The sequence below is a fragment of the Novosphingobium kaempferiae genome, assembly GCF_021227995.1.
Taxonomy (GTDB): Bacteria; Pseudomonadota; Alphaproteobacteria; order Sphingomonadales; family Sphingomonadaceae; genus Novosphingobium; species Novosphingobium kaempferiae.
On the sequence record NZ_CP089301.1, the window covers coordinates 3,440,174 to 3,460,049 of the forward strand.

The 19,876-nt window shown below is 67.8% G+C and carries 16 protein-coding genes and 3 tRNA genes; 12 read left to right on the plus strand and 7 right to left on the minus strand.

All coding sequences use genetic code 11. The features are described 5' to 3' along the window. Positions 1-13 precede the first annotated feature (13 nt). Genes LO787_RS15685 through LO787_RS15700 form a run of 4 tightly spaced genes read left to right on the plus strand, consistent with a single transcriptional unit; the run spans position 14 to position 6,703 of the window. Positions 14-1,399, plus strand: coding sequence for a TIGR03013 family XrtA/PEP-CTERM system glycosyltransferase (locus tag LO787_RS15685; RefSeq protein ID WP_232491938.1), 1,386 nt, complete (start codon positions 14-16; stop codon positions 1,397-1,399). Further along, the gene (gene prsK, locus LO787_RS15690) at positions 1,399-3,507 is read left to right on the plus strand and encodes an XrtA/PEP-CTERM system histidine kinase PrsK (protein WP_232491939.1); all 2,109 of its coding nucleotides are present in this window, start codon (positions 1,399-1,401) and stop codon (positions 3,505-3,507) included. Before LO787_RS15685 ends, prsK begins: the two co-directional genes overlap by 1 nt. Continuing rightward, positions 3,507-4,874 carry a PEP-CTERM-box response regulator transcription factor gene (prsR, locus tag LO787_RS15695; protein ID WP_232491940.1) on the plus strand — a complete coding sequence of 456 codons (1,368 nt, stop codon included), beginning with the start codon at positions 3,507-3,509 and terminating at the stop codon, positions 4,872-4,874. Before prsK ends, prsR begins: the two co-directional genes overlap by 1 nt. 20 nt (positions 4,875-4,894) lie before the next feature. Beyond that, on the plus strand, positions 4,895-6,703 hold the full coding sequence (locus tag LO787_RS15700; protein WP_232491941.1) for a tetratricopeptide repeat protein: 1,809 nt from the start codon (positions 4,895-4,897) through the stop codon (positions 6,701-6,703). 294 nt (positions 6,704-6,997) lie between these two features. Here LO787_RS15700 and panB read toward each other — a convergent pair whose 3' ends face one another. Continuing rightward, positions 6,998-7,867: a 3-methyl-2-oxobutanoate hydroxymethyltransferase gene (panB, locus tag LO787_RS15705; protein WP_232491942.1), complete on the minus strand. Its 870-nt coding sequence runs from the start codon at positions 7,865-7,867 to the stop codon at positions 6,998-7,000. 186 nt (positions 7,868-8,053) lie between these two features. On the opposite strand from panB, the gene LO787_RS15710 reads away from it, so the two are divergent. Both LO787_RS15710 and LO787_RS15715 read left to right on the plus strand, forming a co-directional pair. Continuing rightward, a complete protein-coding gene (locus LO787_RS15710) occupies positions 8,054-9,619 on the plus strand; it encodes an amino acid permease (RefSeq protein ID WP_232491943.1) in 1,566 nt (521 codons plus the stop codon). A 263-nt stretch (positions 9,620-9,882) separates the two neighbouring features. Continuing rightward, complete coding sequence (locus LO787_RS15715; protein ID WP_232491944.1) at positions 9,883-10,230, plus strand: carboxymuconolactone decarboxylase family protein; 348 nt, start codon at positions 9,883-9,885, stop codon at positions 10,228-10,230. A 45-nt stretch (positions 10,231-10,275) separates the two neighbouring features. On the opposite strand, the gene LO787_RS15720 is transcribed toward LO787_RS15715, so the two are convergent. The 4 genes from LO787_RS15720 to recJ all read right to left on the minus strand — a co-directional run bounded on the left by LO787_RS15720 (position 10,276) and on the right by recJ (position 12,468). After that, positions 10,276-10,351, minus strand: a tRNA-Glu gene (locus LO787_RS15720). A 37-nt stretch (positions 10,352-10,388) separates the two neighbouring features. Beyond that, a tRNA-Glu gene (locus LO787_RS15725) sits at positions 10,389-10,464 on the minus strand. Positions 10,465-10,500: 36 nt separating this feature from the next. Beyond that, positions 10,501-10,576 (minus strand) — tRNA-Glu (locus LO787_RS15730). 92 nt (positions 10,577-10,668) lie between these two features. Further along, positions 10,669-12,468 carry a single-stranded-DNA-specific exonuclease RecJ gene (gene recJ / locus LO787_RS15735; RefSeq protein ID WP_232491945.1) on the minus strand — a complete coding sequence of 600 codons (1,800 nt, stop codon included), beginning with the start codon at positions 12,466-12,468 and terminating at the stop codon, positions 10,669-10,671. A gap of 135 nt (positions 12,469-12,603) precedes the next feature. On the opposite strand from recJ, the gene LO787_RS15740 reads away from it, so the two are divergent. Genes LO787_RS15740 through LO787_RS15755 form a run of 4 tightly spaced genes read left to right on the plus strand, consistent with a single transcriptional unit; the run spans position 12,604 to position 15,725 of the window. After that, positions 12,604-13,839: a hypothetical protein gene (locus tag LO787_RS15740; RefSeq protein WP_232491946.1), complete on the plus strand. Its 1,236-nt coding sequence runs from the start codon at positions 12,604-12,606 to the stop codon at positions 13,837-13,839. 49 nt (positions 13,840-13,888) lie between these two features. Beyond that, on the plus strand, positions 13,889-14,317 hold the full coding sequence (locus tag LO787_RS15745) for a flavodoxin family protein (RefSeq protein WP_232496338.1): 429 nt from the start codon (positions 13,889-13,891) through the stop codon (positions 14,315-14,317). Positions 14,318-14,346: 29 nt separating this feature from the next. Beyond that, positions 14,347-15,153, plus strand: coding sequence for a hypothetical protein (locus LO787_RS15750; protein WP_232491947.1), 807 nt, complete (start codon positions 14,347-14,349; stop codon positions 15,151-15,153). A gap of 17 nt (positions 15,154-15,170) precedes the next feature. Further along, on the plus strand, positions 15,171-15,725 hold the full coding sequence (locus LO787_RS15755) for an AHH domain-containing protein (protein ID WP_232491948.1): 555 nt from the start codon (positions 15,171-15,173) through the stop codon (positions 15,723-15,725). On the opposite strand, the gene LO787_RS15760 is transcribed toward LO787_RS15755, so the two are convergent. Then, positions 15,680-16,627, minus strand: coding sequence for an NAD(P)H-dependent flavin oxidoreductase (locus LO787_RS15760; RefSeq protein ID WP_232491949.1), 948 nt, complete (start codon positions 16,625-16,627; stop codon positions 15,680-15,682). The two genes, LO787_RS15755 and LO787_RS15760, sit on opposite strands and share 46 nt — an antisense overlap. 165 nt (positions 16,628-16,792) lie before the next feature. Here LO787_RS15760 and LO787_RS15765 point away from each other — a divergent pair, with 165 nt between their 5' ends. Continuing rightward, complete coding sequence (locus tag LO787_RS15765; protein ID WP_232491950.1) at positions 16,793-17,965, plus strand: FAS1-like dehydratase domain-containing protein; 1,173 nt, start codon at positions 16,793-16,795, stop codon at positions 17,963-17,965. A gap of 121 nt (positions 17,966-18,086) precedes the next feature. Here the strand turns inward: LO787_RS15765 and LO787_RS15770 are convergent, their stop codons facing one another. Beyond that, positions 18,087-19,544: a hypothetical protein gene (locus LO787_RS15770; RefSeq protein WP_232491951.1), complete on the minus strand. Its 1,458-nt coding sequence runs from the start codon at positions 19,542-19,544 to the stop codon at positions 18,087-18,089. A gap of 161 nt (positions 19,545-19,705) precedes the next feature. On the opposite strand from LO787_RS15770, the gene LO787_RS26115 reads away from it, so the two are divergent. Continuing rightward, a complete protein-coding gene (locus tag LO787_RS26115) occupies positions 19,706-19,840 on the plus strand; it encodes a hypothetical protein (RefSeq protein WP_255700807.1) in 135 nt (44 codons plus the stop codon). Positions 19,841-19,876: the final 36 nt, after the last annotated feature.

The window sequence follows — 19,876 nt, forward strand, 5'->3', positions numbered from 1 at the left end:
GGCGCAAGCGACGATGATTCGTCTGTTCAAACACTACATTCCGCATGCCGTCGTCCTGCTGTGGCTGGTCGACGTGCTGCTGCTGGCGGTCGCTAATGAAGTGTCGTGGCGGCTTCGCGCGCAGCAGATCGGCATCGACGCCGCGCCGCTGGCCGATCGGCTGATCGCGCACGGGGCCTTTGCGGCCATCATCTCGCTCTCGATGATCGCAGTGGGCGTCTACGGCGCCGATTCTCTGCGGTCGATGCGCTTCGCGGCAGCGCGGTTGCTGGTGGCGATCTCGCTGGGCGTGATCGCGCTGTCCTTCGTGGACTTCCTTGTCGGCGGGCAGAACTTCTGGCGCTCGACGCTCGCCTATTCGATGGCCTTCGCGATCGTGCTGATGATCGTGAACCGCCTGCTGCTCGGCGGCTTCCTCGGCACCACCGCGTTCCGCCGCCGTGTGCTGGTCCTCGGCGCCGGGGAGCGGGCACAGCGCCTGCGCGTGCTGGGCGAGCGGCCCGAGAGCGGGTTCGCCATCGTCGGCTACGTCGGCATGAGCGAGGGCAGCCACGTCATCGAGGAGGCGATCCAGCGCTCCGCCATCAACAACCTCACCCGTTATGTCGAGAACCTCGGCGTCAGCGAGGTCGTGCTGGCCCTGGAGGAGCGGCGCAATGCGCTGCCGCTCAAGGATCTCCTGCGCATCAAGACGGCGGGCGTCCACGTCAACGAGTTCTCCAGCTTCCTCGAACGCGAGACGGGCCGCATCGACCTCGACACGGTGAATCCGAGTTGGCTGATCTTCTCCGACGGCTTTTCCTCGGGCCGGGCGATTTCCAGCGCGGCCAAGCGGCTGTTCGACATCACCGTCAGCCTGCTGCTGCTGATCGTCACCGCGCCCGTGATCCTGCTCTTCGCGCTGCTTGTGAAGATCGACAGCAAGGGCCCCGCCTTCTACCGCCAGCCGCGCGTCGGCCTGTTCGGCCAGAACTTCGACGTCATCAAGCTGCGCTCGATGCGCACCGATGCCGAGGCTGCGGGGGCGCAATGGGCCTCCAAGGACGACCCCCGCGTCACCCGCATCGGCAAGTTCATCCGCAAGGTCCGCATCGACGAACTGCCGCAGGCCTGGACCGTTCTGAAGGGCGAGATGAGCTTCGTCGGCCCGCGCCCGGAGCGGCCGCAATTCGTGGCCGACCTCGAAGAGCAGCTTCGCTACTACGCTGAGCGGCACATGGTGAAGCCGGGCATCACCGGCTGGGCGCAGATCAACTACCCCTACGGCGCATCCATCGAGGATGCGCGACACAAGCTGGAATACGACCTCTACTACGCCAAGAACTACACGCCGTTCCTCGATTTCCTCATCATCCTGCAGACCATTCGCGTGGTGATCTGGAGCGAGGGCGCACGGTGATGAAGGCGTCGGCCATCTGGGCGACGGTCGGCGTCGGTCTCGATCTGACCGGTGCCATCGCGCTCGCGAGCGTGGCGATCTGGCTGATCTCGCGGCGCGACCGGTTCGGCGGGGCCGGGACGGCGATCGTGATCGCGCTGTTCCTGACCGCGCTCTGGAGCCTCGCCTGCGCGGCATCCATCGCGACGCCGACAGTGACTTTCGCGCCTGCGCTCGCCGAAAGCGCCCGCAACCTCGCTTGGCTGGTGGTGGTCTACCGCCTGTTCGCCAGCGACGGGCGCGACGCCAGCGTCGCGCCGATCCGGCCGGTGATCTTCGCGCTCGGTGCGGTGGAGGTGCTGCACCTTCTGGTCAACTCAGGCCTCTCGCGGCTGGAGATGGATAACGAGGTTCTGACGGTCGCTTTCGACTTCAACGTCATGTTCCGCCTGCTGGTGACGGTCGGCGGGTTGGTGCTGGCGCACAACCTCTATGCGGGCGCACCGCGCGAATCGCGCGCTGCGCTGCGCTGGCCGGCGTCGGGCCTCGCGATCCTGTGGGCCTTCGACCTCAACCTTTATACGATCGCCTATCTCGCCGGGAACTGGCCCTACGACATCGCCGCGCTGCGGGGCGTTGCCGCTGCCGCAATGGCAGTGTGCATCGGGATCGGCGGTGCGCTGAACCGCGACGACCTGCGCATCCGCCCTTCGCGTGCTGTGACGTTCCAGACGTTTTCGCTCCTCGTCATCGGCGTCTACCTCGTCGCCATGGTCGCAGTGGCGCAGTGGCTGTCCTATGCGGGCGGCAACTTCGCGCGGCTGGTCGAACTCGCCTTCCTGACGCTGGGCAGCGCGGCGGCGCTGGTGGTGCTGCCCTCTCGGCGGGTGCGCGGATGGTTCAAGGTCATCCTCGCCAAGCATTTTTTCCAGCACCGCTATGACTACCGCGAGGAATGGCTGCGCTTCACCCGCACCATCGGCAGCGACCAGTCCGCCCCGCTCGGGGAGCGCGTGGTGCAGTCCATCGCCGACGTCTTCGAGAGCCCGGCGGGCCTTCTCCTGACGCCCGGAGACCTTGGCGAACTGACGCTGGCGGCGCGCTGGAACTGGCGGGAAATCGAGGTTCCGGCCATCGCCATGGCAGTGCAGGACATCGCCTGGTTCGAGCGCAGCGGCTACATCGCCGACCTTGATGACGTGCGCGCGGGCCGCGAAGGTGACGGCGAAGTACCGTCCTGGCTGATCGAGCATCCGCGCGCCTGGGCGATGATCCCGCTGGTCCATTACGAGCGCCTCGTCGGCATGGTCGTGCTCGCCCGGCCGCAGATCGTGCGCAAGTTCGACTGGGAGGATTTCGACCTCCTGCGCGTCATCGGGCAGCAGGTGGCGAGCTATCTTTCGGAGAATTCCAGCCAGCTCGCGCTCGCGGAATCGGCGCGTTTCGAGGACTTCCACCGCCGCATTGCCTTCGTGATGCACGACATCAAGAACCTCGCGAGCCAGTTCAGCCTGCTCGCCCGCAATGCCGAGCTCCATGCCGAAAAGCCCGCATTCCGGGCGGATATGCTAGTGACGCTGCGCAATTCCTCGGACAAGCTCAACGCGCTGCTGGCGCGGCTTTCGCGCTACGGGTCGGGCGGCGTCGACCGGGTGGAGAACGTCAGCGCCTGCGAGGTGCTGACCATGGTGATGGAGCGTTTCAAGGCCTATCCCCATGTAATCCTTGCGGAATCGCGCGACCTGACCATCACTGCCAGCCGCCATTCGCTGGAGCAGGTGCTCGTCCACCTTGTCCAGAACGCGGTGGATGCGAGCGCGCCGGGGAGTCCGGTGTTCATCTCGCTCGGCCTCGATGGCGGAAATGCGCGGTTCGAGGTGCTCGACAGCGGCACCGGGATGAGTGCGGACTTCGTGCGCAACCGCCTGTTCAAGCCCTTCGTATCCACGAAATCCGGCGGTTTCGGCATCGGCGCGTTCGAGGCGCGTGAGCTTGTGCGGGCCATGCGCGGCCGCCTCGACGTGGAATCCCGTGAGGGGCTCGGCTCCCGCTTCACCGTCCGTCTGCCGCTTTCGACGGCGACCGACACATACCTGAACAGCACCTACAGCGACCAGAGGGTAGCCTGATGACGACCGAGAGCCTCCCGAAGCTCCTTGTGGTGGAGGATGACGCGGGCCTGCAGGCGCAGCTGAAATGGGCCTACGAGGATTTCGAGGTCTTCGTCGCCGGAGACCGCGCCAGCGCCATCGCATTGCTGCGTTCGGAGATGCCGGACGTGGTGACGCTCGACCTTGGCCTGCCGCCGGACCCTGACGGCACGACCGAGGGCTTCGCCGTGCTCGACGAGATCATGGCGCTCAAGCCCGACACCAAGGTCGTCGTCGCATCGGGCCACGGCGCGCGGGAGAGCGCGTTGCAGGCGATCGCGCGCGGGGCCTACGACTTCTACCAGAAGCCGGTCGACATCGACGCGCTGGGCCACATCGTTCGCCGCGCGCTGCACCTGCACCGCATCGAGGCCGAGAACCGCCGCCTTGCGGGCAGGGTGGAGGACGAGACCGTGCTCGGCCGCATGATCACCGCCGCGCCCGAGATGGTTAAGGTCGCCCGAACCATAGAGCGCGTCGCCAACACCAGCGTCTCGGTGATGCTGCTGGGCGCGAGCGGCACCGGCAAGGAACTGCTGGCGCGCGGCGTCCATGAGGCGAGCGGGCGCGCCAAGCGCGAGTTCGTGGCGATCAACTGCGCCGCGATCCCGGAAAACCTCCTCGAAAGCGAACTGTTCGGGCACGAGAAGGGCGCTTTCACCGGCGCGGTCAAGACCACGCCCGGCAAGATCGAGCAGGCGGCGGGGGGCACCCTGTTCCTCGACGAAGTGGGCGACATCCCGCTCCAGCTTCAGGTCAAGCTGCTGCGCTTCCTGCAGGAGCGCGTGATCGAGCGCGTGGGCAGCCGCGAATCGATTCCCGTCGACACCCGCGTCGTCTGCGCCACGCACCAGAACCTCGAAGCGATGATCGCCGAAGGCCGCTTCCGCGAAGACCTCTATTATCGCCTTGCCGAGATCGTCGTGCGCATCCCCAGCCTTGCCGAGCGACCGGGCGATCCGACCCTGCTCGCGAAGGCGTTCCTGACCCGCTACGCCAAGGAGATGAACCCGCGCGTGCGCGGCTTCTCCGCCGATGCGCTCGCCGCCATCGACGCATGGGGCTGGCCGGGCAACGTGCGCGAACTGGAGAACCGCGTGAAGCGCGCGGTCATTATGGCCGACGAGAAGCTGGTTTCCGCCACCGACCTCGACCTTGCCGACCCGGACGAGCAGGTCGCCGCCGCGCTCAACCTCAAGACCGCGCGCGAACAGGCCGACCGCAAGGTGATCCGCCATGCGCTCGCCCGCAGCGAGGGCAATATCTCCAGCACCGCCAAGATGCTCGGGATCAGCCGGCCGACGCTGTACGACCTGCTCAAGCAATATGACCTGCAACCGTCCTGATATCGTGACCTGACACAGCGATGCGCGGGGGGCGTTTCCGGGGGCTGGTGAAATGGGTGGCGGCGATCGTGCCGCCGCTGCTGATTCTCGTCGCCTGTTTTTCCATGGTCTTCACCACCGCCACGCCCGTGGCCCATAGCGAGGCGAAGCGGTGGGAGACGCTCGTCTCGCAGGCGCGCAAGGCGATTGCGAAGGGCGACGGCATCGACGCCGAGGCGAAGCTGCGCGCGGCGCTGGAGCAGGGCGCTCCGCCCAGCGAAGTGAACGCCTTCATGGGCGAGGCGCTGATGGCGCAGAACCGCCGCGACCGCGCACGCGGCTGGCTTGCGCCGGGGCAGTTCGCGCCTGCCAGCGCGGCCGAGGGCTGGCGCGCGCTCGCCATGCTGGAGCGGCTCGACGGCAATCTGCCCGCTTCGGGCCGCGCCTACGATCAGGCGCTGAAGATCATTCCCGACGATGCCGCGCTCTGGGTCGAGATCGGCCGCCTGCGCTATGCGGGCGGCGAACATCGCCTTGCCATCGATGCGGCGGACCATGCCCTGAAGCTCGCCCCGAACGATGTGCGCGCGCTCGAATTCCGGGGCCAGCTTGTTCGCGACCGCTACGGCCTGCTCGCCGCGATCCCTTGGTTCGAGCGGGCGATCATGAGCCAGCCCAAGGACGTATCGGCGCTGCTCGAATATGCTGCGACGCTGGGCGAACTCGGCCACGCCAGCGAGTGCCTGACGGTTACGCGCCGCGTGCTCGAACTGAGCCCGAAGAACCCGCGCGCCTATTACCTGCAGGCCGTGCTGGCGGCGCGCGCGGGCAAGTACGGCCTCGCGCGTGGCCTGCTGGCGCGTACCAAGGGCAAGCTCGACGACCAGCCCGGCGTCCAGATGCTGCGCGGCGTGACCGAGATCGCCGCCGGCAATGCGCGTGCTGCGTCCGAGGCGCTGGAGGAAGTCCTGCGCCTGCGCCCCGACAACCTGCGCGCGCGCGAACTGCTGCTGCGCGCGATCCTGATGGGCGGGCAATACCGCTATGCCACGCTGCGCTTCGCCAAGGACGTGGCCGATGGGGAAGCCTCGCCCTACATGCTCACTTCCGTGGCGCGCGCGTTCGAAACGCTGGGCGAGCGGCAGCACGCGGGCGAACTGCTCGACCGCGCGGCGCGGGTGCAGCCCGCGCAGCTTCGCGTGCTGGGCGATGCCGGGCGGATCGGCGAACTGCTGGCGATGGGCCAGACCGGCGGGGCCGAGGCAGCAGCGGAAGCGACGCGCCGTTCCGACCCCGGCTTCTACGATGCGCAGGCGCTGGCGGGCGACGTGCAGCTTGCTCTCGGCCATGCGGCGGAGGCGCAGGCGCGCTACGCGCTGGCGGCGGAGATCCGCATGCCCGAAACCCTGTTCGAGCGCCGCTTCGCCGCCTATTCCATGGCCCGCGATCCCGCCGGGGCGAGGGTACTGGTCGATGGCTTCCTGCGGCAGAGCCCGACCAGCCGACCGGCCCTGCGCGCCGCGGCGCAACTCGCGGTGGCTGGCGGCGACATCGCGCGGGCGCGCAGCATCCTAGCATGGCTGCGCGACAACGGCGGGGCAGGGGACGTCGAACTGCTCTTCGACCTTGCCATGGCCGAGGCGGGCGTGGGCGACTTCGGCGCGGCGCAGGATGCCGCGCTGATCGCCTACCGCCTGCAGCGGGCCAATCCGATGGCGACGCAGGCGCTGGGGTATAGCTACGCGGCGGCGGGAGACCGCGTGGTGGAGGCTCGGGCGCTGCTGGACAAAGCGCAGGCGATGCTGGGCAACACGGCGCTGATCGCGGATGCAAGGCGGCGGTTGCGGTAGGCGTAGCAAGCTGCCTCTACGCGGGCGTTACCGGCGTGGGCTTCGACAAGCTCAGCCTGAGCGGGTTGATAGCGCTGCGCTTTTCCTCAAACCTTCACCGTCATCCCCGCGCAGGCGGGGATCCATCTGACGCACGTGCAACAGGCAATGTCAGGAGATGGGTTCCCGCCTTCGCGGGAATGACGGTGCAACAATTCTTCCAACCCGCTCAGGCTGAGCCTGTCGAAGCCCCATCGGCAGGACACCTCCTGAAGACCGCCAGCGGTCCCGGCCTTCGCCGGGACGACGCCGCCCTCACTTCGGCTGGTAGGTCTGGTCCACGCCGGGGAAACTGCGTTCGCGCACTTCCGCCGCGTACTGCGCCGCGGCTTCGGTCACGACCGAGGCCATGTCCGCATAACGCTTCACGAAACGCGGCACCCGCTCGAACATGCCGAGCATGTCCTCGGTGACGAGCACCTGCCCGTCGCACTGGGCCGAACCGCCGATGCCGATGCTGGGGCAGGCAATGGCCTTCGTGGCCTCGATGGCGATGGGTTCCACCACACCCTCGATCACGATGGAGAACGCACCGGCCTGATCGAGCGCCTTTGCGTCGGACACGATCTTGGCCGCTTCCTCGTCGCTGCGTCCGCGCGCGTTGTAGCCGCCGAGCACGTTCACCGCCTGCGGGGTCAGGCCGATGTGGCCCTGCACCGGGATGCCGCGTTCGTTGAGGAAGCGGACGGTCTCGGCCATGGCGGCGCCGCCTTCCAGCTTCACGCCCGCGCAGCCGGTTTCCTTGAGCAGCCGTGCGGCGTTCTCGAAGGCCTGCTGGGGGGACTGCTCGTAAGTGCCGAAGGGCATGTCGACGATGACGGCCGCGTGATAGCTGCCGCGCACCACGGCGGCGCCGTGCGCGATCATCATCTCCAGCGTCACCGGCACGCTGGAGGGCAGCCCGTAGATCACCTGCCCCAGACTGTCGCCGACCAGCAGCAGGTCGCAATGCGCGTCGAGCAGCTGCGCCTGCCGCGCGGTATAGGCGGTCAGCATGACGATCGGTTCGGCGGTGACGCCGTCCTTCTTGCGTCGGCGAATCGCCGGGATCGTCAGGCGCTTCATCGGCGCCGGGGTTGGATTCGCGCGGCTGGTCGCGGTGTCGAGCTGGAAGGTCGTGGACATGACGGGGCTTTTAGCGACGCTGCTGGCCCCCGGCAAATCTCCAGACTGGCCCGCGCCATCCGTGCGCCGCGCGATTAACACCGAATGTAGAAAGAATATTACAATCTTGGGGAATTTCCGACAGAGGGCTCTTGCCAAGCGCCTTCGTGTCGTTAGCCTCCCGCCATTCGCAATTCGGGGTTCCACATGTTCGGACGCGTTAAGCCGCTCGACGCCATTCTGGCGACAGCGGAAAAGAAATCTCTTCACCGATCACTCGGGCCCGTACAGCTGACCCTTCTGGGCGTCGGCGCCATCATCGGCACCGGCATCTTCGTGCTCACCGCTGCGGCGGCGCAGAAGGCCGGACCGGGCATGATGTGGAGCTTCGTCATCGCCGGCTTCGTCTGCGCGGTGGCGGCACTGTGCTATTCGGAACTCGCTTCGATGGTGCCGGTTTCCGGCTCCGCCTACACTTACTCCTACGCCGTGGTTGGCGAACTGCTGGCCTGGATGGTCGGCTGGGCGCTGATCCTCGAATATGCCGTCGCGGCATCGGCGGTCTCGGTCGGCTGGTCCGGCTACTTCATGGGTCTGCTGAAAAGTCTGACGGGGTTCGAGTTACCGGCGATGCTCTCCGCCGGGCCGACCTGGTCGCTTTCGGGCGTCGACTTCTCCAGCGGCATCATCAACGTTCCCGCCGTCGTCGTGGCGCTGGCCGTGACCATGCTGCTGATGATCGGCACCAAGGAAAGCGCCACCTTCAACGCCATCCTCGTCGCCATCAAGGTCGCCGCGCTGACGATGTTCATCGCGCTCGCGCTGCCCTCGATGAATTCCGAGCATTTCGCGCCCTTCGCCCCCAACGGCTGGTTTGGCCCCGCAGGGACGAGCGGCATGGGCATCGTCGGCGCCGCGTCGTCGATCTTCTTCGCCTATGTCGGCTTCGACGCGGTTTCGACCGCTGCCGAGGAAACCCGTGATCCGCAGCGCAACGTGCCGATCGGCCTGATCGGCAGCCTTGCGCTGTGTACGGTGTTCTATCTGCTCGTCGCGGGCGGAGCGATCGGCGCCATCGGCGCGCAGCCGACCGCTCTGGGCGTGCAGCCGGGCTCGGCCGAGTTCGCCGCACAGTGCGCCGCGCTCGCCGCCAAGGGCGAGACGCCGCTGGTCTGCTCGAACGAGGCGCTGGCCCACGTCCTGCGCTCGATCAACTACACCCGCGCTGGCGACCTCATCGGCCTCGCCGCCAACCTGGCGCTGCCCTCGGTCATCCTGATGATGCTCTACGGCCAGACCCGCATCTTCTTCGTCATGGCCCGCGACGGCCTGCTGCCGGAGAAGCTGGCGACCATCCACCCCAAGTGGAAGACCCCGCACATCGTGACGCTGCTGACCGGCATCTTCGTGGCGATCGCCGCTGCGCTACTGCCCGTCGGCCAGCTTGCCGACATCTCCAACTCGGGCACGCTCTTCGCGTTCTTCATGGTGTCGGTCGCGGTGCTGATCCTGCGCCTGCGCGATCCGCAGCGCGTGCGTCCGTTCCGCACCCCGCTGGTGTGGATCGTTGCTCCGATCGCGGCGCTGGGCTGCGTCATCCTGTTCTTCAACCTGCCGACCGAGGCGATGCTGGTGCTTCCCATCTGGGGCGCCATCGGCCTCGCGTTCTACTTCGGCTACGGCTACCGCAAGAGCCACGTCGGCCGCGGCATCGTTGAAGTCCACGAAGAGGACGACGACGTGCCGCCGCAGCCGGTGCCGCCGATCTCCTGATCGGCGCTACGCTGGAAAAACGGGAAAGGGGAGCGCGATGCGCTCCCCTTTTTTGTGCTCGCTCGATGCACCGGTCATGCCGGGCTTATCCACAGCCTTGCCGACAGGGCTGCCCGGGCGGCCAAGCAGGCAAGGCGAGATCGCGAACGGGGCCTGTGCGATTTGGCCCGCTTGCCAGCGCCCCTTCGCCGCCAGCACTCTCCGCTCGCGGCCCTGTCAGGGCCGGGGCCCGATGTCGGCCCGCATCCAGGAGAGTGACCGTCATGCACATGTTGGATTGGAACGAGTACCGCAGCCAGATCCTCGCCGGAGTGGGCGCCATCGGCAAGCTCAGCCCCGAAACGACGCGCGGCTATGCGGCGCTGAGCGGCGCGTCGGCCAAGACCGGCCACCTCGACGCCAAGACCCGCGAACTGATCGCGGCGGCCGTCGCCATCACGCTACGCTGCGACGGCTGCATCACGGTGCATACCAAGGCCGCGCGCGATGCGGGTGCGACGGTGGAGGAACTGGCCGAGGCGCTCGGCATCGGGATCGCCCTCAATGCCGGTGCGGCGCTGGTCTACTCGACCCGCGCGATGGATGCCTTCGCGGCGGCGGGCGAAGTCTGACAACGATGTGAGGAAAGGGTTCGGAGCCGTTGGTTCCGGAAGAAATGGTGACCCCTACGGGAATCGAACCCGTGTTTCAGCCGTGAAAGGGCCGCGTCCTAGACCGCTAGACGAAGGGGCCATGATGCCTTTTCGAACGACCACACGATTGCATCGAATGGTGACCCCTACGGGACTCGAACCCGTGTTTTCGCCGTGAGAGGGCGACGTCCTAGACCGCTAGACGAAGGGGCCAAAAGGCCATTTCAAGCTGCCGTTCGATGCAACCGATGGTGACCCCTACGGGAATCGAACCCGTGTTTCAGCCGTGAAAGGGCCGCGTCCTAGACCGCTAGACGAAGGGGCCAAACCGGGTTGCGCCGGAGGCAGGACCGGGCCTCTAGCCGTGGGTCCGGGGGTGGTCAACCCTTATCTCGCAACTTTTTTGAAGGTTTCCTTTCAGTCGCAGAAGGCTGCGTCGTCGAAGTGCAGTTCGGCTGCCGGGCGGCTGCCCCAGTCGTCGATCCTGGCCCGTCCGGCGAGCCATAGCTTGCGTCCCTGCGCGGCGTGGAGGAGGGCCTGCCCCATGTCCGTCTCGGCGCTACGGAAGGCCATGGCCTTGAACCGTCCGCCGTCGGGGCCGGAGACGATCAGGCGCAGGTGATCCGCGCCCACCACATCCGCCTTGACGATCCGCACAGGACCTACGGCCACGCGCGGTCCGGGCCAACCCATGCCGTAGGGGCCCGCGCTCTCCAGCGTCTCCACCAGCGAGGGGACGAGGCCGCCGGGCGACACCGCAAGGTCGAGCAGCATGTGCCGGTTGGCGCTCGCCATCGAGACGTCGGCGGCAAGGCGTTCGTCCAGCCACTCCGACAGGGCTTCCAGCTTGTCCGACGCGATGGTGAGGCCGCAGGCCATGGCGTGTCCGCCGCCCGCGACCAGCAGCCCGGCCTCGCGCGCGGCGATGATCGCGGCGCCGAGGTCCACGCCGGGGATCGAGCGGCCAGAGCCCTTGCCATTGCCTGCATCGTCGGCGTCGAGCGCGATGACGATGGCGGGCTTGCCGGTCTTCTCCTTGATGCGGCCCGCGACGATGCCGATCACGCCGGGGTGCCAGCCTTCGCCCGCGCAGACGATGACCGAGCGGTTGTGCTGGCGGTCGATCTGCGCCTCGGCCATTTCCTGCACCGCCTGCTCGATGGCGCGGCGCTCGTCGTTGAGGCGGGAAAGCTGCGCGGCGATGTCGCGCGCCTCGTCGGCGTCGGTGGTGGTCAGCAGGCGCACGCCGAGCGTCGATTCGCCCACGCGCCCGCCCGCATTTATGCGCGGGCCGAGCGCGAAGCCGAGGTCGCTGCAGGTCGGCGCGCGGCCGAGGCGGCTTGCGTCGATCAGCGCCGACATGCCGATATTGTCGCGCTTGGCCATGACCTTGAGGCCCTGCGCCACCAGCGCCCGGTTGAGGCCGTGCAGCGCCGCGACGTCGGCCACGGTGCCGAGCGCGACGAGATCGAGCAGGGCGAACAGGTCGGGCTCGCGCCGGCTCTCGAAGTAGCCGCGGCGGCGCAGCGTGCGCACGGTCGCCACCGCCAGCAGGAACGCGACACCCACGGCGGCGAGGTGGCCGTGGGATGCGGCCAGTTCGTCCTCGTCCAGCCGGTTCGGATTGACCAGCGCGGCGGCGCGGGGAAGCACGGGCGAGCACTTGTGGTGATCGACCACGATCACGTCGACGCCCGCGCCGTGCGCCATCTCCAGCGCTTCGTGGGCCATCGCGCCGCAGTCCACGGTGACGATCAGGCTGGAGCCTTCGCCCGCGATGCGCACCAGCGCCTCGCCCGAGGGGCCGTAGCCTTCGAGCAGGCGGTCGGGGATGTAGTAGCGCGCCTGATGGCCGAGCCCGCGCAGCAGCAGGATCAGCAGCGCGGCGCTGGTCGCGCCATCGACGTCGTAGTCGCCGTAGACGGTGACGGTCTCGTCGGTCATCACCGCCTGCGCCAGGCGCTCCGCCGCCGCGTCCATGTCGCGGAAGGCGGAAGGATCGGGCAGGAAGGCCCGCAGCGACGGGTTGCGGTGACGCTCCAGATCATCCCGCGCGACGCCGCGTGCGAGCAGGAGCTGGGTGACGATATCGTCTTCGAGACCGGCAGGGCCGCCGCCGAACCTCTCGCTGAGGTCCATGTTGCCGCCGCGCCAGCGCCAGGCCTTGCCCGTCAGCGAGCGGTCGATCCCGAAGACACAGGCGGATCGTGATTCCATGCGCCCGCACTACCGCAGCCGCTCTTGGACGGAAAGTCTCGGCGCTTCGTCGGTCCCCGCATTTCGTGACGGCATTTGTCGTTAGTTGGCCGCGATGTGGCGAAGTAAGGTCGAGGAAACGGGGAAGGAGAGTTCATGATGTTCGCAAGTAGAGCTGCGCGTATTGCCTTGGTCGTCGTGCCGCTGGGGGCAGTCCCGGTCGTCGTGCTGGCGGCGGCGGATACTGCGCCCGTCGCCCGTTACGACATGCGCGCGGGCACCGTCTCCGGCTTCGGAGGCATGGGTGGCGGCATGGGCGCGGCGATGAGCATGATGATGGGCGGGGGCGGCAGCAACGTACAGCACGAACTCTACCTGCGGCTCGGTTCGGCACAGACGCCCGCGGGTGGCAAGGCCAAGGCCGACCACTTCGTCCCGCCAGCTGCCAAGCTCGGCAAGTCGGTGGCGCTGGTCGCTCCGCCCAAGCCCGAGGGTGATCCTGAAATCCTGCCGGAGAAGCCCAAGGGGCGACTGCTGATCTTCTGGGGCTGTGGGGAACACGCGCCCAAGGGGCAGCCGGTCGTGCTCGATTTCGCGAAGATCGCGGCGGGGCAGAAGCCGCCCGCGCTGCCGGGCTCGGCGGTGCTGCGCGACTGGGGGCCGACACAGGACAATTCGCGCAGCTTCTCGCGCTGGCCCGCGGATGACCACAAGTTCGTCAAGGCGGACAGTTCGCTGATCGGTCCGCAGAAGGTGGTGAGCACCTATGCGCCGGAGATGAACTTCACGCTGACGAAGGACTTCATGGCGCCGATCACCTCGCGCACCGCGACTTTGCCGAGCGGCGCGTCGCGGCTGAGCTGGACCGGGATACCGGGCGCGACGGCGTGGCTGGCGTTCCTGACGGGCGGCAAGCAGGGCCCCGGCGGCGAGGCGATGGGCGACGTGGTGATGTGGACCAGCAGCGCCGACAAGCAGTTCGGCGGCGGCTTGATGGACTGGATCACGCCCGACCAGGCGGCCTCGCTGGTGAAGACCGGCACGCTGATGGCGCCGACCGCGACCAGTTGCGTGATCCCGGCGGAGGTCGTCGCTGCATCGCCGGACTTCCGCGTGGGTACGCTGACCGCCTTCGGGCCTCAGGAAAGCTTCGCCTATCCCCCGCGTCCCGCCGATCCGAAGATCGCGTGGAAGCCCGAATGGACCGCGCGCATCCGCCATCGCTCGACGACCAGTTGGATGCAGGCACAGGGCATGAGCATGAGCGCGGCGGGGATGCAGGACGCGGAAGGGGAGGATGAGAAGAAGCCCGCGTGCAAGCCGAAGAAGGGGCTGGGTGGCATGCTCGGCGGGCTTGGGGGTATGATGGGCGGAGGCAACAAGGGCTGCTGATTCTTTGCTCGCTATCATCTGGCACAGCCGCACCGGCGCCGCCCGTTCCATGGCCGAGGCGCTTTACTCCGGTGCGGAGGCAGATGCGCGCCTCATCGCCGCTTCGGACGTATCTGCGCAAGACCTGCTGGCGGCCTCGGGCTATGCCTTCGTGTGCCCGGAGAACCTCGGTTCGATGACGGGCATGATGAAGGAGATGTTCGACCGCTGCTATTACCCGCTGCTCGGCCGGATAGAGGGGCGGCCCTACGTCACGGCCATCGCGGCGGGATCGGACGGACGCGGCGCGCAGGCGCAGATCGACCGTATCGTGACCGGCTGGCGGCTGCGGCGGGTGGCGGAACCGGTGATCGTCAACCTCGGCGCACAGACGCCCGAGGCGATCCTCGCGCCGAAATGCGTGGGGGAGGCTGAGCTGGAAGTATGTCGCGATCTGGGCGCGGCGATGGCGGAAGGGCTGCGGCTGGGAATCTTCTGACGCGGTTTTCTCAAAAAGGGGACAACAGCTTGCCGAACGGACTCGACGGGACGATGGAAATGTTGCCTAGTGCGCATATGGCCGAGGGCGACCAGAAGACCGTAGGGCTTTCCCTGCTTTTCCACCCCGGCGACCGGCCGGATGCGGATGCTGTCGAGCGGGTGATCGCGACTGCGCGGGAGAACGGCCTGTTCGCCAACGTGACGCTTCGCCCCCAGGGGGATGCGACTTGGCTGGAAATCCTCGCGAGCGGACTGACTTTCGACCTTCTCGGACTGGAGCCGGGGGAATCGACGTGCGTTCGCGAACCGATCCAGCGCTTCGGGTTCGAGGAGGATCTGGCTCTCGACGCGCTGGAGGCGATCGAACTGATCCCATCGGGGCACATCATTGCGGGGGCTGGGCTTCAGCCCGTCGTGCGCGTGATGATGGGGCTCGCCGCCAACATCGCACTCGGGCTGCCCACGGCGCGCGCGGTGGCCTGGGGGCCGGCGAACACGCTGATGGAGCCCGGCTACTTCTGCCGCATGGTGCTCAACTGGCTGGGCGGCGGCGCCTTTCCGGCGCTGGGGCTGACCGCGCTGCTCCCGGCGCAGGACGGCAGCCTTGCCAGTCGCGGCCTCGCGCACTTCACCGGGCACGAAATGCAGCTTGAGGGCAGGGCTGACGAGCTTCGCGCAGACACGGCCAAGCTGGCGGTGCGGGTCATCGACCACTTCGTGCGCAACGGCGCCGTGACCCAGCCGCAGCGCATCGATGCAGGGACGCAAGTGCTGATCGCCGAGCCCTCTCAGGTGGGCAAGCTCGTCTTCGTCTGGCGCGAGGCGACCGGCTGAGCGCACGTCGCCGACACTTGTCCTTCCGCTCCGTCAACCGGAGCGACGCCCCCGGCTACGACCCCGGCCTGCAGCGCCACCACCTGCTGCCGCGCCAGTTGCTGGGGCGCTCCGCGTTTGCGCGCATGCTGGAGGGCATCGGCGACGATAACCGGCGCTTCGACGACTTCCGTGAGAACGGCCTCCTGCTCCCCTGCGAGGAAACCGCCGCGATGCGCATGGGCCTGCCGCTGCATCGCGGACCGCATCGGCTCTACAGTCAACTCGTGATCGAGCGGGTCGGGCAGATCGAGAGTGGCTGGGCGGCGCTGCGGGGCAGCGACCCGCAGGCCGCGCTGGTTGAGGCTCAGATGCGCCTCGACCTGTTGCAACGCGCGCTGCGCCGGTTCCTGCTCGACGGTCGGAAGCGGCGGCTACGGCTCAACCGCCGCGATCCTCTGGGCAAGGGCGTGGACTTCACCGAACTCGACGCAATGGCCGAGACGCTCTGGGGCGCAACGGGTGTGTTGGCGGAGGCCATGCCGGTTCAGTCGATGCCGACGAGGCCGCGCATCTCCGCCTTCGCCGACTGATACTGCGCCGCCAGCGCCTCCACGCGCCCGGCCACCGTTTCGACAGCGCGGACGGCGCCGATGCCCTGTCCGGCGCCCCAGATGTCCTTCCATGCCTTTGCGGCGGTGTTCCCGCCCGATCCGAAGTCCATCGTGCTCTTGTCACCCTGCGGCAGATTGTCCGGGTCCATGCCCGCCGCGATGATCGAGGGACGCAGGTAATTGCCGTGGACGCCGGTGAAGAGGTTGGAATTGACGATGTCGGCCGCGTGGCCGTCGACGATGGCCTGCTTGTACCCGTCGGGCGCATGGGCCTCTGCCGTGGCGATCCAGGGCGTGCCGATATAGGCGAAGTCCGCTCCCATCGCCTGCGCCGCCAGGATCGAGCGGCCACACGCGATCGCGCCCGACAGCGCCACCGGCCCGTCGAACCAGCTGCGGATCTCCTGCATCAGTGCGAAGGGTGACTGTGGCCCGGCGTGCCCGCCTGCGCCGGCCGCGACCGCGATCAGGCCGTCCGCGCCCTTGTCGATGGCCTTGCGGGCGAACATGTCGTCGATCACGTCGTGCATCACCACGCCGCCCCAGCCGTGGACTGCCGCGTTTACCTCGACGTTCGCGCCGAGCGAGGTGATGACGAGCGGCACCTTCCACTTTTCCAGCACGGCAAGGTCTTCTTCCAGCCGCGTATTGGTGCGGTGGACGATGAGGTTCACCGCGAAGGGCGCCTCGCACCCGGCGGTCTCCTCGGTGATGCGGTGCAGCCATTCGTCGAGTTGGCTGGAGGGCCGGGCGTTGAGCGCGGGAAAGCTGCCGACCACGCCGCTGCGCACCTGTGCGATCACCAGTTCGGGGTTGGAGACGATGAACATGGGGGCCGCGATCACGGGCAGGCGCAGCGACTGTGGCGCGGGGAAGGGCATCTCGTCTCCGTTTTAATCGTTCGATTAAACACTGGCATAATCGCCCGCGCGCCGCCTGTCGAGAGAGCCGCCTTACCGCCCCCGCGTTTCCGTCGCCGGCAGGCGTGACCTCGCCTCGATGCTGAAATAGACACCGTTGTCGATTAGCAGGAGAGGAGAAGCGCCATGTCGGATCTTGCCGACGCCCCGTTCGATTGCTCGGACATCGACCAGTATCTCGGCACGGTCATAGACAGTTCGCCGATCCGCGAGCCGCTGGGCAACAACGACATCCGCCGCTGGGTGCAGGCGATGCACTACCCCAATCTCGCCCATTTCGACCCGGCCTTCGCTGCCGCGAGCCGCTGGGGCAAGCTCGTCGCGCCGCAGAGCTTCCCCATCGTCATGGACGACAGCCACGGCACGTCCTCGTCCTGCATGGGCGGGATCGCCGAATCGCACCTGCTGTTCGGCGGGGACGAGTTCTGGCACTACGGCCCGCGCGTGTTCGGCGGCGACACCATCACCAACGAGCGCATTCCCTACGACTACACGGTCAAGGACACCGGCTTCGGCCCGACCTGCTTCCAGCGCGGCGACAACTACTACCGCAACCAGCATGGCGAACTGATCGCCAAGCAGCGGTCCACCGCGATCCGCTATCGCGCGGCGGCGGGCGGCGCGCGTGTCGATACCACCGAGTTCGAGGAACCGGAGTGGACCGACGCCGAGATCGAGGCGCTGGAAGCGCGCAAGTTCGCATGGGTGCAGATGCTACACGACCTCGGCCACGGCGAGCGCTGGTGGGACGACGTGAACGTGGGCGATCAATTGCCCGAGCGCGTCTTCGGCCCGCACACTGTCGCCAGCTTCACCACCGAATGGCGGTCCTACCTGTTCACCGTTTGGGGTACGCTGGACCGCCGCACCATCGATCTTGAGGCGCTTGGCTTCACCAAGGAAATGGCTGGGCACGAGAACGACCCGGTGATGGAACGGATCAACCCGGAACTGACCGACGGCGCCTATTACGGTCCTTCGCGTGGGCACCTGTTCCCCAAGTATGCCCGCAAGATCGGCATGCCGCGCGCTTATGGCTACGGGGCGTCGATGGGGGCATGGGTGACGGATTACCTTGCCGGATGGGCGGGCGAGTGGGGCATGGTCGTCCACTCGACCGCGAACTATCGCGGCCCTGCGCTTTCGGGCGACGTCACCATCCAGACCGCCGAAGTGGTCGACAAGATGATCGACGACGAGGGGCGCCATCTGGTGCAGGTAAAGCACCTCATGCAGAACCAGAAGGGCGTGAAGATGTGCCTGGGCACTGCCGAGATCGAGCTGCCCAAGAAGAAATGAACCAAAAAGGAGGCGGCTCCGGCAAGAGCCGCCTCCCCCCTGTTACGTCACCGCAGCAGGGTCGCAGCGTGTCCCCCCTGGGGGAGGGCAACAGAGCGGAAGGACACGCGGACCTTCGTCCCTAGTTGCCCGAAACCCCGCCCAGCAGTCCTCCGACGAGCCCGGTAACGGGTGCGAGAGCGTTATTCGAACCGGTTGTGCCCCCCAGCAGGCCGCCGACGAGGCCGGTCACCGGGGCAAGCACGTCTCCCGTGCCGGAACCGCCGCTGACCCCGCCGAGAAGGCCGCCGACGATCCCCGTCACCGGCGCGAGCACCTCGCCCGATCCGGTGCCACCGCCCACACCGCCGAGCAGGCCACCCACGACGCCGGTCACCGGGGCAAGGATGTCACCCGTTCCCGCGCCGCCGCCGACACCGCCCAGCAAGCCGCCGACAAGACCCGTCACGGGGCTCAACGCATCGCCGCCGGTCTGGCCCGAGCCTATGCCGCCGACCACCTGGCCGAGCGTGCCGTTGAGGGTGTCCAACACGGGTGAGGTCACGGTATTGACCGCGCTCGTGACCGGCGCGAGTACAGGCGCGGCGCCGTTGGTGACCTGCGTGACGGTGCTGCCGACTTGCGCGCCCAGCAGCGCTCCCGCCAGATTGCCGACCGGGGCGAGGCCCTGTGCGACGCCTGCCGCCGTGGTGGGCAGCTTCACATCGACGACCTTGTCGTCCGAGAGAACGTCAGCCGTCACCAGCGTTCCCGAGACGAGACCCGGGTTGTTCGACAGGACGTTGGCCGCGATCAGGGTGCCCGAGGTGCTTGGCCCGGTGACGCCGTGGTTGGCGAGATCGAGCCCCACCAGCGGGCCAGTGTAGGTCGGCGCGGGACCGGTGCCTCCTCCCGGCAGCGCGCCGGTCAGGCCGTCCGCCAGTCCGCCGAGCTGGCCGGTGACCGGGCTGAGCAGGCCGTTCTGCCCCACCACCGGGGCTAGTACGCCGTTCACCGTATCGAGCAGCGGATTGGCAACGGTGCTGACGGTGGAGGTGACGGCGGCGACTGTGGGCGAGAGGCCATCGGTCACGCTGTTCACGGTCGCGCTCGCCTGCTGCCCGAGCAGGGCTCCGGCCAGCGCGCCGACCGGCGCGAGGGCGGCCTGCGTCTGCTGCGTGGTCGTCGGCAGCTTCACCGCCACGACCTTGTCGTCGCCCGAGAGGACATCGACGGCGAGGTTGTTTGTGGATTGGCCCGAGGCCGGCGGCGCGATGTTGACGACGATGAGGGTGCCCGAGCCGCTGGGGCCGAGGATCGAGGTGTTGCCGACGCTGACGCCTACTGCCGAGCCGGTGAAGCTGGTGGTCGGGGGCGTGGGGGTGGGTGTCGGGCTGGGCGTCGGCGTCGGACCCGGTGTGGGCGTTGGGCTCGGCGTCGGGCTGGGAGAAGGGCTTGGGCTGGGCGAAGGGCTCGGAGTTCCGCCGGGTCCGGTGTTGAATCCCACGCTGTCGGCGCAGGCGCCGAGCAGGAGAAGGGGGATGGTGGCGGCGCATAGCAGGGCGTGCCTGGCTGTCTTGCGCGACTGGGTGAGTGGCATCGTGCTGTCCTCCAATTAATGCTCTGTAGCCAGAGCGTTACGCCGGTGGCGGGAGGACGGCGCGGGTAGACGGAGCCGTCGTGGCGCTATGGTTCGGATTGGCTCATTAGGATGCGCAAGACCGTTTCGGGAGCGGGCGGTGAACGGAAGGGAATTTCGGGATGGCCCTGCATCCGTTACGAAAAGCCCGGTTTTCCGGCATCTCTGCGTACGCAATACGGGCTCAGCTGCACGCAAAAGCCGATCAGGAGGGCATTTCGAAGGTTGCCGCCATTGTGGCGGCGATCGTGCACTGAACTGAACCTGGCGTCGCCAGAGCAGCACCGGCACCG